The sequence below is a fragment of the Olleya sp. HaHaR_3_96 genome (assembly GCF_019278545.1).
Taxonomy (GTDB): domain Bacteria; phylum Bacteroidota; class Bacteroidia; order Flavobacteriales; family Flavobacteriaceae; genus Olleya.
The window spans coordinates 2,711,898-2,727,147 of record NZ_CP058987.1 but is presented as its reverse complement, the minus strand read 5'-3'; the positions used below and the strand labels follow the sequence as shown (position 1 = coordinate 2,727,147).

The 15,250-nt window shown below is 34.0% G+C and carries 5 protein-coding genes; 2 read left to right on the top strand and 3 right to left on the bottom strand.

Features of this window, described 5'->3' with window-relative positions; genetic code table 11:
* Positions 1-7 precede the first annotated feature (7 nt).
* Both H0I26_RS11955 and H0I26_RS11950 read right to left on the bottom strand, forming a co-directional pair.
* Positions 8-961, bottom strand: a complete 954-nt coding sequence (locus H0I26_RS11955; protein WP_218699184.1) for an MlaD family protein — start codon at positions 959-961, stop codon at positions 8-10.
* Between the two features lie 53 nt (positions 962-1,014).
* Entirely contained in the window at positions 1,015-2,127 is a 1,113-nt protein-coding gene (locus H0I26_RS11950) for an N-acetylmuramoyl-L-alanine amidase (RefSeq protein ID WP_218699182.1), read from the bottom strand.
* Between the two features lie 87 nt (positions 2,128-2,214).
* Here H0I26_RS11950 and H0I26_RS11945 point away from each other — a divergent pair, with 87 nt between their 5' ends.
* Together H0I26_RS11945 and H0I26_RS11940 are read left to right on the top strand one after the other, a co-directional pair.
* The gene (locus H0I26_RS11945; RefSeq protein ID WP_218699180.1) at positions 2,215-4,977 is read left to right on the top strand and encodes a putative LPS assembly protein LptD; all 2,763 of its coding nucleotides are present in this window, start codon (positions 2,215-2,217) and stop codon (positions 4,975-4,977) included.
* 44 nt (positions 4,978-5,021) lie between these two features.
* Positions 5,022-5,402, top strand: coding sequence for a Rid family detoxifying hydrolase (locus H0I26_RS11940; protein ID WP_218699178.1), 381 nt, complete (start codon positions 5,022-5,024; stop codon positions 5,400-5,402).
* A 540-nt stretch (positions 5,403-5,942) separates the two neighbouring features.
* Here the strand turns inward: H0I26_RS11940 and H0I26_RS11935 are convergent.
* Positions 5,943-15,155, bottom strand: a complete 9,213-nt coding sequence (locus H0I26_RS11935; protein ID WP_218699175.1) for a T9SS type B sorting domain-containing protein — start codon at positions 15,153-15,155, stop codon at positions 5,943-5,945.
* Positions 15,156-15,250 lie beyond the last annotated feature (95 nt).

Here is a 15,250-nt window from a genome sequence, read left to right as displayed (position 1 = left end):
TATGGTCTTATTTTTCTTCTTCAATTTCATTCCCTTCTGCATCATAACGCTTTGCTTTCTTTCCGAATAACGAAAAATGCACATAACGCTTAGGGTTAAGTTTCATATCTTCTAAAAGTTGCTCCATTTGCAATGCAGCTCCTTCCATATTAGTATACAGTTTATCATCCTTTAATAACTTACCAATAGAGCCATCTCCCTTTTCAATACCTGCAAGCATTTTGTTTACACTACCCAACGTTGCTTCTAGATCGGCTACCGTCTTAGTAATATCTACTTTATTTAACTTCTCACTCATCGTACTAAAGTTAGCACTGGTTGTATTGAAGTTATCGACCATTGCTGTGACGTTAGCATCATTCTTTTTAACTAAAGCATTAATGGAATGTGCTAAACCATTATATGATTTTAAAGTTGAATTTAATTCGGCTAATGTGCTTTTCAATCCATTTTCTGATTGGTCTGCAACTAAAACATTAAGATTCCCCATTAATGTATCAACTGTACTTAAGGTTCCGTCTAGATTTGTACTTAATTGAGAAAAATCACTGGTTAGACTATTAACCAATCCTTCTTTTATAGAAGATTTAATTAAATCACCATTTTTGGCCATTTGATTATCTTCTACGGGAATAATTTCTAAAGCATTCCCTCCCATTAATCCAGCTTGAAACAGACTAATTGTACTGTTTTTAGAAAATTCCAATTTTTTATCAACAGAAAAGGCTACTCTAGTCTTACCGGTTTCAAAATCATATATGATCTCTTTGACTTTACCGACAGTATTTCCCTTAATAGTGACTGGTGCAGATACATTTAGTGAGTTGTAATCAAACTCTGTATAATACGTGTTATTCGAATCGAATATATTATTCCCTTTTAAATAACTAAATCCAAAAATGAAAAATATAATTCCAAGTATAACGAGTATGGCTGTTTTAACTTCAAGTGTTAGTTTCAATATGCTAAATTTAGGTTGGTAACAAAATTAGAAATAAATTATAAAAGAATGGGTTAATTAGCGTCGCTTTTTAAAGCTTCAGACAGTTTAATTTGTTTCCCCTCCTTAATCGCAACAATATAGGCATCTTTATAGCCTTTATTTTTTGCTTCAATTTGCAATTTTTGAGCGATATTATAGTCTGATGTATAGCCATAATAATACTTATATAAATTGCCTTGCTTTTCTCTAGAGATCCCGTCTAACCCTTTAAAATTATAAGCTTTAGGCTCTAATGCATTTGAGCTTGCTGCTAATTGAATTTTAAAAATAGTATTTTTAATTGTTTTGACCTCTGAAGAAATAGTATCCTCAAAAGTTTCGTTTACAACATAATTATCACCAACATTTAAATCTAAAGATTTTTTATATGCATTAACGGCTTGCAAAATTGAAGTCGCCATTTTAGATTGCCCATTTTTAGAATTTAAAAATTTTCCTTCTGCATTATTAGTTAAAAATCCAACTTCCACTAAAACACTTGGCATATATGTATTGTGTAACACCCAAAGACTAGCTTGTTTTATTCCTCTACTTTTTCTTTTAGACTGGTCTATAAAATTATCTTCAATTAATCGTGCTAACTTAATACTCTGCTCTATATAATCTTCTTGCTGTAAAGCTAATCCTATTAAAGACTCTGGTGCATTAGGATCAAAACCCTTATAATTTTTCTTATAATCTTTTTCTAAAAAAATAACTTCGTTCTCTTTTTTTGCAATATCAAAATTACGTTTAGTATTTGCAACCCCTAGAACAAAAGTCTCTGTACCGGACGCTTGTGAAGAATGTGAGTTACAGTGTACAGACACAAATAGGTCAGCATCCGCCCTATTGGCAATAGCAGCACGCTCACGCAACTCAATAAAAACATCCGTTTTTCTTGTATAAATAACTTTAAAATCTTTTTTACCCTCTAAAGCCTTCCCCACTTCTAATACTATTTTTAGAGCGATGTCACTTTCTTTATGACCATTTCCTAAATTACCAGAATCATGTCCTCCATGCCCTGCATCTAACACCACCACAAACTTACCATTTGCCGATTGTGCATTGATAGATTGGAAACTATTAAATGTTAATACTATTATAAAGGATACTATAAGTTTAAAAATGTACGTTTGCATAGATGTTATAACCAATTATTATTACGTTTAGTATGATTCATAAATTTTAACGAATATTAAAACATTCACAAAAAAATATATGTAGTTTTGTCTTTTCAAAAACCAAGCCATACTTTTACAAAAATACATTTAAAAGCGTTGCGTACAAATAGTCTTCATATACTTTTTACTTTGAGTTTTACAGTGTTTATTAACACTCTAAGCTTTGGACAGGTAGATTTACCCCAAGATGGTGAAACAATACCTGCTATCCAAGAAAAAGAACAGCCAATAACAAAAGAAAACGATTCTACCATAGTTTCTGTGGATGAACTACTTGGTGTAAAAAAAGAAACAGATAGTGTCTTAACGGATTCCATTAAACCTAAACCATTATTAGGAAGTACTATATCGTACAAAGCCAAAGATTACATGGCTTATAAAAAGAAAGAATCTAAAATGTATCTTTATAATGAAGCGCAAGTTATTTATGAAGACATGGATATTTATGCGGGTTTAATCATTATAGACTACACTAAAGATTTAGTTTATGCCAAAGGGATTACTGATTCTTTAGGTGAATATTCTCAAAAACCAATTTTTAAACAAGGGGCGAATGTTATAGAACCCGATTCTATAGTATTTAATACAAAAACTAGAAAAGGATTAATTTATAATTCTCAAACCGAACAAGAACAAGGTGTCTTAATTACAGAAACTACAAAACGTGTCAACGATTCTTTATACTATTTAAAAAATGCAAAATTTACGACATCTGACAATTATGATGATCCTGAATACTATTTTTTAATTAGAACTGGTAAATTAGTACCGAATAAAAAAATCATTACTGGTCCAACCAATCTATTTATTTACGACGTTCCTACCCCGATAGGCTTGCCATTTGCTTATTTCCCGTTATCTAAAAAACGTACTGCAGGTGTATTATTTCCTAGTTTTGGAGAAGATGGTAACAGAGGTTATTTTTTACAGAATGGAGGATATTACATCCCTATAAATGATCATGTCGATCTAGCTATTTTAGGAGACTATTATACTAATGGAAGTTACGGTTTAAGACTAGAAAGCAAGTATGCCACACGCTATAAGTACAATGGTAATTTAGGATTTAGGTATGAAAACTTAATTACTAGTGAACTTGGTTTCCCTGACTATGCAAAATCAACAATCTACAACTTACGTTGGTCCCATGCACAGGATACTAAAGCAAATCCAAGTTCTAGATTTTCTGCATCTGTAAATTTAGGTAGTAGTAGTTACTACCAGCAGTCTATAAATCAATTAAACCTTCCAAATACTCAAAATAATACACTATCATCATCCATCTCTTACTCTAAAACATTTGAAGGAGAGCCCCAAGCTAATATCAGTTTAACTGCAACACACTCGCAAAACACGCAAACTGAAGCGATTACTATGACACTACCGACTTTCCAAGGAAGCTTAAGTAGAATATATCCATTTGCGGGGAAAGATGGTGTTAAAAAAGGAATCATTCAAAATATAAATTTACAATATAGTGTTCGTGCTGAAAATAGTATTACAACTACGGATTCTCTTTTCTTTAAAAAAGAAATGTTTGACGATGCCAAAGTAGGTGCACGTCATAGCATCCCATTGAGTACAAATTTTAAGATTTTCGACTATTTTAGTGTTTCTGCCAGTACAAATTTCGAAGAAACTTGGGCAATAAAAACTGTGGATAAATATTATGACACCGCAAATGAAGAAATAATAACTGAGGACGTAAACGGTTTTGATGCCTTTAGAACGTATAACTTTAGTACCAGTATAGGAACAACACTTTATGGTCTTTTCAACTTAGATAAAGACGATAAAGGGAAAAAATTACAAGCTATAAGACACGTTATCAGACCGAGTCTTAGTTACAATATTAATCCTGCTTTTGATAATTACTACGACGAATTTGAAATCATTGATGCTGACGGAACTACTAAAAGTGAATATACTAGATTTGAGGATAACCTATTTGGTGTTCCAAACAATACCTTTTCTAGCTCCGTAGGAATTGGAGTGTCCAATAATTTTGAAGCTAAAATAAAAGATTCAGATTCCACTAAAGTTGAGTCGAAAAAAATAATTCTACTTAATAGTCTTAATTTTTCTACTTCTTATAATGTTGCTGGAGATTCATTAAAATGGAGTCCTGTTAGAGTTACAGGAGGTACACAATTATTTGATAATAAAATGAGTGTTAATTTTGGCGCTACTTTAGACCCTTACGCTCTAAACACTAGTAATACGAGAATTAATACGTTTAATATAGATAATGGCGGAAGTTTATTTAGATTAACCAGTGCTTCTCTTAATTTAAGTTATAGCTTGAGTAGTAAAGATGGTGGAGATAAAAATCAAAATGATGCTGTTGATGATAGATTACTAAGTGGAGGACGTGCGGATGATTTGTTTGGTGTCTCTCAAGATTTTGCTGCTCAGCAAGGTTCTCAATATAATGAAGATAAAGAAGAACGAGAATCTGACGAGTTTTACAATAATAAAATACCTTGGAGTCTTCGTTTTGCTTATGCCGTTAATTACGCCAATAGCACACGTCAAGATGAAATATCATCACACTCTTTAATGTTTTCAGGAGATATTGAATTATCCCCAAAATGGTCTATTGGAGGGTCATCTAGTTATGATTTTAAAAATAATGGATTTGGTTTAACACAATTACGTTTTGAACGCGATTTATTAAGTTGGAGAATGAATTTCACTTGGGTACCATTTGGGACTTATAACAGTTGGAATTTCTTTATAGGTATTAAATCAAGTATATTAAAAGATTTAAAATACGAACAACGTCTAAAACCTGATGAAGGTTTATAAAATTTTGTATTCTTTCGCTTAAGCGGAAATTAAATATATCCACAATGAAAAAGATAATATCCACATCAAAAGCACCTGCTCCAATAGGACCTTATAACCAAGCTATTTTAAGCGGAAATACATTATACACCTCTGGACAGATCGCTTTACATCCTGAAACCGGAGCGTTAGTAATAGATGATATTAAAACAGAAACTAAACAAGTTATGGAAAACATGAAAGCTGTTTTAGAAGCTGCTGACATGACTTTTGAGCACGTTATTAAGACGTCTATCTTTATTAGTGATATGCATAACTTTGCACAAATTAATGAAGTGTATGGTACTTATTTTAATGATGCCACTGCTCCTGCTAGAGAAACAGTTGAAGTTGCTAATTTACCAAAGTTTGTAAACGTCGAAATTAGTATGATTGCTATCAAATAAATATATACTCTTTACATATATCAAAAAAAAGCCTGAGCATCTGTTCAGGCTTTTTTTTGTTGTATTAGTTAAACCTCTATTGATTTATCATTTTAAGGTAAATATGTAGTTTAAATTATTTGTGCAATAGACACAATATTGTTTATTAGATATATTATATAAATAGTATAATCGCCTTATCATACTCTTAATATTTTGGTGTTCGTTCAACCAATGCCATTTAGAGTCTGATTTGGAAAGTTATAAACGAAATTTATTACCCAATCATAAACCACATATAATTTAAAAATTTTAAACAGAGCTACATTACCTATGTCTCTTAAAATATGCAGTTTGCAAGTACATAAGAACTTTATGTAAGCAACTTATAAGTACCTCTATAACACTATTAGCTTTATAAATTACAAGACTACAACTTAGCCTAAGAAATGAAAAATACAATACTTCTTTAAATTATAGAGCTATTCCTTTTGGACTAAAAAAAGCCTGAACAGATGTTCAGGCTTTTTTTAGTTATTATAATTAAGTGACGATTTTAGTTTATCGCTTTAAGGTAAAGTGTGCCTTAAATTGTTTTTTACTATTATTTGGATCGTTTGACTTTCTATAGTCAACCGTAAACCAATAGTCACTAGTTGGCATTGGGTTGCCGTTATACGTTCCATCCCATCCTAATCCTGTTGGACTTAGTTGTTTTAATAACTTTCCATAACGATCAAAGATGTAAATCACGGCATCAGGCTGATCATCGATTCCGTAGATATTCCACGTATCATTAAAGCCATCGTCGTTTGGTGTAAAGAAGTGTGGATAATCCATTATAGAGATTGGTAAACTAGACTCTCCACAACCATTGATATCTCTTACCGTTACAATATGATCTCCTGCGCCAACATCGGTAAAGGTATACGTCCCGTCATTTGGCACATTAACTTCCCATGGTCCGTCGTCGATACTAAATTCGTATACTGAGCTTCCACTACCTGTTGCAGTGACATAAATATTATGCACTTCTGCAAACGCTTCTGTTAATAACTCTACAGCTATTGTTGGTGGCTCACTTTCTTCAACTATAGTTGTAGCTACTGTTTGACACATTGTAACACTACTTGAACTAATATCAGTAACAATCACGGAGTAGTTACCACCTTGCGTTGGTTCTAAACTATTTCCGGTTTCTCCTGGAATAGTAACGTTTTCTAATAACCATTCAAAAGTATAGTCCGTCGTATTTAATCCTGTTTCGATTATTGGTGCGCTCACTACTTCTGTATCATTAGTGTTGATACATAATAAATAACTTGCCTCTAACTCAACCTCTGGTAATGGGTTAACTTGTAAGGTTAGTTCTGCTGTTTCATAGCATATTGAAGTATCAACCATTGTTCCGGTTCCTGAGCCATCATCAATCATTGTATCATTATCTACACGGACATAAATAACTTGTGGGTTAATTATGTTTTCATATAATAATGGTAAAGGATCTATTGCTGCATCTGCATCCGCTTGCGTTGCATAGTAACTTACAATATAGTTTGCTGGATCTTGTCCATCTAAAACATCTGGATTTTGAGTAACTAAATCAAACGGTGTACTATCATTTGTAGTATCCCCATCGGTTTCCATAGTGTCATCACATAACTCGTAAACAATTGGAGCCATATCAGGATTAGCTTGTGCACCCTCTTGTACCTCGATCGTAAAACTTGTTCTAGCGATACACCCCGTAAGGTTATTTGTAATATCTACAGAGATGATTTCTGGGTTAGTAGCATTAGTATAGTTTGATGGATTACCAATAGTAGTACCATCTGCTGCATAAAACGTCAATGTAAAATCTGTAGCACTTTGTGTTCCTAAGATTTCGTCTGTTTTACTTACTAAATCAAATCCATATTGACCATCACTAAATAACTCGCAATAGATATAGTCTTCGATTGGACTAACCTCTGGTAATGGATTAACGATGATATCAAAACTAACAATGGTATAACAACCTGTTCCTGATGTTCCTGTTTCGTCCGTTCCATTTGTTACACGCACATAAATAGTTTGTGGTGTAATAGCCACTCCTGGATTTGTTGGATCTTCATTGCTATGCATTGTTGGATCTGCTATTGGCGTTGTCCCCATTAAAGCGTTATCTAAATCCGTATAATAACTTAAATGTCTTGGATCACTTGGATTAATACCTTCGCCATTTAATATAACTGCCGCATCTTGAGTTAAATCAAAGAGTTCGATTAAATCGTTTGGTCCTACAATATTAACATCATCACACAACTCGATATTATCTGGATTTTCTAATGGTGTTGGATTTGGTAACACACGTATAGTTAAAGTCGTAAATGAGAAACACCCTGTGATAGAATTGGTAACTCTAACATAAACCGTTTGAGGATTTGCTGGATTAGTACCAACCATCATGTTAGTATATTGTGTTGGATCTGCAATGACATTAACGTCGGCTTGTGCATCTGCTTGTGTCTCATAATACGCGACTATCCAACTCACATTCCCAGCTATGATTTCGTCATTTTTAACCGTTAAATCAAAGGTAGCGATGTCATCGTTGTTTTCATAATAATTAGCATCTAACTCGTCACAAATAGCTAATGGTGTTGGCTGTACTAATACTGGAGGAAATTCGACTATAATTTCAAACTGTCCCGTGGTCACACAACCATTTGTATTACTAACTAATCGGATATAAATGGTTTGAGGATTAGTCACATTGGTATAATTACTAGTGTTAACTATTGGACTATTTCCACTCTCTGCATTTAGTGCTGTAGTATGATACGTTAAAGTAAAATCTGCAGGATTTTGTGTCCCTAAAATTTGTGGTGTCATAACGGTATCAAAATCAAACTGATTGAAACCATCATTATTATCATCACACACTATGTAATCGTCTATTGTTATTGGCACAACTGGTGAAGGCTGCACATCTAATGGTAAAATAACTATTGTAAAACAACCTGTTATATCATTTTCTGCACGTACGTATACATTTTGGTTACTAGGTACAATATTGGTGTATGGACTAGTTAACGGATTAATGTCGCTAGTGGCATCTGCTTCTGTTTCGTGATAGCTAATACTAACACCTGACTCGCCATTTAAGATACTTATCGTTTGACTGTCTAAATCGAAAAGAGCAAATCCATCATTATCACTATCACATTCTATTAATGTACTTGGATTAGCTTCTGGTGAAGGGGTTGGGTTAACTCTTAAATTTAAGGTAATTGTACTAATACATCCTGTCACATTATCTTCTGCTCTTACATAAACTGTTTGTGCATTAGCCGTATTAACATAAGGACTGAAAATTTGATCAGAAGCGGTACCATTACTTGCTCCCGTTTGAGTAAAGTAATACGTTAATGTAATTCCTGTTTGTCCATTTAAAATTTGTGCATTAGCATCTTCCAAAGTAAATGCTTCTTGCGCTAGTGCTGGAACTTCTCCTGGTAAATCAGTATCATTACATAACTCTAATGGTGTTGGCTGTACTAACACTGGTAATGGATTGACTATTAAATCCATTGGTGTTGTTGTTGAACATCCATTAGCATTATCCGTTATTACAACCCAAATCGTTTGCATATTTACCGTTGTATTAGTAAATGCATTTGGGGTCGCTATTGCATTTTGTGGTACTGCCGCATCTGCTACTGTCGTATAAAAGGTAATTGTATAATCTGCAGTTGCTAAATCGTTAGTCGTATCTGTATCTAACTGATTTAGTATTTCCGGATTATTTAACTCTAAATCAAATAGAGCAATGCCGTCTGCATCATTATCACAAACCTCCAATGGACTTGGATCAGTTATTTGAGGCGTTGGATTGACGATTAAGTTTAAAAATACAACGGTTGCACAACCATTATTTAGATTATCCACGCGAACATAAATAACTTGATTATTCTCTACTATATTATTATAAGTATCAATTAATGGATTAACATCAAGCTCTGCATCACTTAAAGTTTCATGATATGAAATCTCTACTCCTGTCGCCGCTCCCGTAATTTCTAATTCAGAATCTGATAAATTAAAGATACCAAAACCATCACTATCTGGATCACAAAAAGTTAATGAAGAAGATGAGACAAGTGCTCCAGAATCATTAACAATTAAATCTAACGCTGTCGTATCATAACACCCTGAAAATTCATTTTCTAGCCTAACGTAAATCGTTTCAGGGTTAGATGTATTTTCATAAGTACTAGGATTTAGTATTACAGAAGTACCTGCTTCTGCATCTGCTAACGAATTATAATAAGTTACGACTGTATTAGCTTGACCATTACTAACCGTATTATTATTAGAAGACAAATCAAACATATCAATTTGATTGAAATCATTTTCACATTGAATCATATCAGCCACTGAGTTGGCCACAGGAGATAAGTCAATAGTAATTATGAAACTATTCTCATTTGTACAATTATTTGGAGATCCCGCAAATTCGGCAAACACATATAATGTTGTAGTAGATGTAATTTGAGTCCCTTCAGCAACTAAACTACCAACTCCGTTAGGACCATTTGTTGCCGTATAATAACTATTATTTACGGATAATGCAGGTAATGTATAAGTATCACAAGCTTGAACATCTAAAGGTGCATCTGCTATTGGAGAGATATCTATAGTAATATCAAAACTATTTTCATCTGTACAATTATTTGGTGATGTCCCTGTTTCTGTATACACATATAGTGTTGTTGTCGTTACAATAGCTGTTCCTTCTGCGACCAAAGTTCCTACTCCATTTGGACCTCCTGTTGCTGTATAATAAAAATTGTTGGTAGATAGCGCTGGTAACACATATGAATCACAAGCTTGAACATCCATAGGTGCATCTGCTATTGGAGAGACATCCACTGCTATTACAAAACTATGTTCATCTGTACAATTATTTGGACTTGAACCTAACGCTGTATAAACATATAAAGTCGTAGAAGTATTAATAACTGTTCCTTCTGCGACAATAGTCCCTGTCCCACTTGGACCACCAGTTTCTGTGTAATAAAAATTATTCGTAGATAATGCTGGTAATGTATAAACATCACAAACTTGGACATCTAAAGGTGCATCTGCTACCGGAGAAATATCAATTGTAATATTAAATACATTTTCATCTGTACAGTTATTTGGTGTTGTTCCTGTTTCTATATAAACATACAATGTAGATGATGTAACAATCGCTGTTCCCTCTGCTACCAAAGTTCCTACTCCATTAGGACCTCCCGTTGCTGTATAATAAAAATTATTGGCAGATAGTGCTGGTAACACATATGAATCACATGCTTGAACATCCAAAGGTGCATCAGCTACAGGAGTAGCATCAATAGTCACAACAAACTCATTTTCATCTGAACACTTATTAGGTGCTATCCCTGATTCAATATACACATAAAGTGTCGTTGTCGTTGTAATGTCATTTCCTGCCGCAAGCAAAGTTCCTGTTCCATTTGGTCCTCCTGTAGCTGTATAATAATCATTATCCAAAGATAAAGCTGGTAATGTATAAGTATCACAAGCTTGAACATCCAAAGGTGCATCGGCTACTGGGGAATAATTAATAGTAATATCAAAAGAAGTTTCGTCAAAACAATTATTTGGTGTTGTTCCTGTTTCCTTATAAATAAATAAGCTAGTTGACACTGTAATTGCTGATCCCTCTGTTATTAAAGTTCCGGTACCACTTGGACCACCGGTCGCTGTATAGTAAAAATTATCTGCAGTTAAAACAGGTAATATATAAGAATCACAAACATCAACATCTACAGAAGATTCCGCTACTGGAGTATCATCAATAGTGATAATAAGTTCATTTTCATCTGAACATTTATTAGGAGCACTCCCAGATTCAGTATAAATATAAAGTGTTGTCGTGGTTGTTATATCGGTCCCTGCAGCTAGTAAAGTTCCTGTTCCATTTGGTCCTCCTGTGGCTGTATAATAGTCATTATCCACAGATAAAGCCGGTAATGTATAAGTATCACAAGCTTGAACATCCAAAGGAGCATCTGCAACTGGAGAACTATTTATGACAATATAAAAAGTAGTTTCATCAAAACAATTATTTGGCATTGTTCCTGTTTCCTTATAAATAAATAAACTAGTGGATGTTGTAATTGCTGTACCGTCGGCAACTAAAACTCCTGTCCCACTTGGACCACCTGAGGCTGTGTAATAATAATTATCTGCCGTTAAAATAGGCAAACTATAAGTATCACAAACTTCAATATCTGCAGACGACTCTGCTACAGGACTAGCATCTATAGTAATAATAAGTTCATTTTCGTCTGAACATTTATTAGGTGCGATTCCTGATTCGGTATAAATATAAAGTGTTGTTGTTGTCGTTATATTATTTCCTGCTGCAATTAAAGTTCCTATTCCATTAGGACCTCCTGTGGCTGTATAATAGTCATTATCCACAGACAAAGCTGGTAATGGATAAGTATCACAAGCTTGAACATCCAAAGGAGCATCTGCAACTGGAGAAATATTTATGACAATATCAAAAGTAGTTTCATCAAAACAATTATTTGGCGTTGTTCCTGTTTCCTTATAAATAAATAAACTAGTTGATGTTGTAATTGCTGTACCTTCGGCAACTAAAACTCCTGTCCCACTTGGACCACCTGAAGCTGTATAATAAAAATTATCTACCGTTAAAGCAGGTAATGTATAAGTGTCACAAACTTCAATATCTACAGACGACTCTGCAACTGGCGTAGCATCTATAGTAATTAAAAACATATCCTCTCCAGAACAGGTATCAGGAGCTATACCAATTTCAGTATATGTATAAAGCGTAGTTGTAGTTGGAATTAAATCACCAGCCATCATTAAAGTACCTGTTCCACTTGGACCTCCAGATGCCGTGTAATAATTATTATTTGCAGATAAGACTGGTAAAGTATAGGTATCACAAGCTTGAACATCTGCAGGTGAATCTGCTATAGGTGCACTATTAATAGTAATATCAAAACTAGTTTCGTCAGAGCAATTATTTGGAGAAACACCAGTTTCTACATACACAAATAAAGTAATTGATGTTAATACTGTAGTTCCCGCAGTAATTAAAGCCCCTGTACCGCTTGGTCCTCCTGTTGCTGTATAATAATTATTATTAACAGATAAGGCAGGTAAATCATAAGAAAAACAAGCTTCAACATCTAAAGGAGCATCTGCTACAGGTGAATTATTGATCGTAATAACAAAACTATTTTCATCAGAACACGTATTTGGCGCTATTCCGATTTCCGTATATACATACAGCGTAGTTGTTGTTGTAATATTATCACCTGCTGTCATTACAGCCCCTGTTCCGTTTGGTCCATCAGTTGCTGTATAATAATTGTTGTTTGCGGACAAAATTGGTAAACTATAGGTATCACAAGCAAAAACATCCATTGGTGCATCTGCTGCAGGTGGAGCACTAACAGTGATGTCAAAATTACTTAAAGAGACACAAATAGGATATAAATTATTTATTACTCTAACATAAATCATTTGTGTTGGACTAACTATATTAGTATAATTAGTAGGATTTGCTATTGGATTTAAACCCAAAGCACTATCAGTTGAATTCTCATGAAAAGTTACAGTAAAATCTGAAGCACTTTGTCCCCCTAAGAAATGCGTTTCTAAATTAGAAAGATTAAATATCTCAAAACCATCATTTGATGCATCATCACAAACTATAACAGGATCTAGTTGATTCGAATATGCTTGAGGTGTCACTATTAATTCGAACAAGGCTGACGAAGAGGTTACAAAACAAGTAGGACTAGCAATACTTTCAACCCTTACAAAAATAGGTTGCGGATTTACTGTATTTGTATAGCTATCTGCTAGTGCATTTGTACCTGAATTCGCATTAGCTAAATCTAAGTAATAACTAACACTATATGCGCTAGCATCTAATGTTCCAAGTATAGCGGCATCTTTTAATGTTAAATCAAAGACTTCAACCCCATCATTAGTCACATCATCACAAATAATAAAATCACTTGTAGCAGAAATTGATGGATTTAAATATTGTAATGTAAACGAACTAGTTACGGGACATTGTCCTGTAGCATTATCTTCTATCCTAATATAAATTATTTCAGCATCCGTACCAACATAACTACCAGCGGTAGCAATAGGGCTAATGTCTAAATCAGCATCACTTTGTGAGTTATGAAATGTTACATTAACGGTTGTTGGATCTTGTGTACCAATTGCTGACGTTTCATTTTCCGTTAAATCAAAAGTTGAGCTTCCTGTACCCGTATCACAAACAAAAAGATCTGAAATACTCTCTATAATAGGGGTTGGAATAAATTCTATTACAATAGAATCTGTTGTTTGACAAGTCGCTGAAAATATAACATCTACACTATAAACTCCTTCTACTGTAGCATCTAACGTCGCTCCAGTTTCTCCCGGTATAACGACCCCATCTAAGTACCAAATGTGCGAAACTGTTGGTAAATTAGTATCTAAAGGAATAACACCGCCACTGCAAATAGCTGTACCAGCCGCAATAGTAACATCATCACCTAATTCTCCACCTAAATCAAATGAGCCTTCCTCGATAAAAACAGCAGAATTATATGCATTTTGTGAAATTACTCCTTCACGACTATCATCCGCAATTACCAATTTAAGAGTGTAAGTCCGATTTGGAACAACAGCAGCCTCTGCCGTCATTGGGCGTGTGAAACCAGAAAAATTGAGAGGATCATCAATAGGTGGTAATCCGATAGCAGTCCCAAAATAACTTGCTCCATAAAATGAATCAAAATATGTCGGATTTTGAGAAGGGCAAACACCAGCAGCATTCCAAGGCCCGTCAGTTACTGTATATCCAGATACAACGTCTGTTGTTCCCGGGACTACTGCAATATTACTAACAGCGTTTGTAGTCTCATCTGTCAATATAAAAGCAAAAGCATCCGAAAACCGACATGGTTCATCACTATACTCGTCAGATGCAAATAAAAAATCAAAACTGATTCTATCTCCCTTGGGTATAAATTTAAACTCTATATAACTTGCATTAATAGAAGCGTTATTTGGTAAGTCATCCCCCGGAGTTCCATCTAAATCTGTATTGATAATGGCTTCTAAATCACTATCTCCAGCCCAAAAAGAAGTATTATTACCTTGAATTCCTGTTTCTGGACCTCCCGCATCAGCAGCATCTCCTGTTGATAAAATTATTCCTGACTCAAAAGCAAAAGTACCAGGCGTAGCTGTAAAATAACCAATACCATTACTATCTAAATGTCCATAATCAGGTCCTGAACTCCAATTAATATCTGTAATTGTCTCACAAGGGTTACTAATTAGTATATCCGTAACTAACTGGGGGACACTGTAAGTAGTGCTATTAGCAGAAACATACGGACTATATCTAGCTACAGTAACCTCTGAGCCACTACTATTGTCCGGTTCACAAATATCAATAGTTATAGCCGTCCCTATAGTGTTTGACTGTTTATGAGCCTCATCGTATAAATATATAGTAGTAGAATAATCAACAATTGTTCCGACCTCTAATATACAACCGGTACCATTTAAACCACCAATTGCGGTGTAATAATTTTGACCTTCACGTGCACTTGGTATTACATATTTTTCAGAGACTTGTATCTCTAAAACTTCTAAATCTGTAGAAGCAATATTTGTGTTAAAAAAACTTGTAAAACCAATAGCTACAAGTAAAATCAGGTGTCTCATAAATATTTAATAAAAATGAATGAAATAAAATAAAATCGATTAAAAGCGTATAAATTTAATGTTAATTTTATTTTTAGACAGCCTATTTTTAAGAA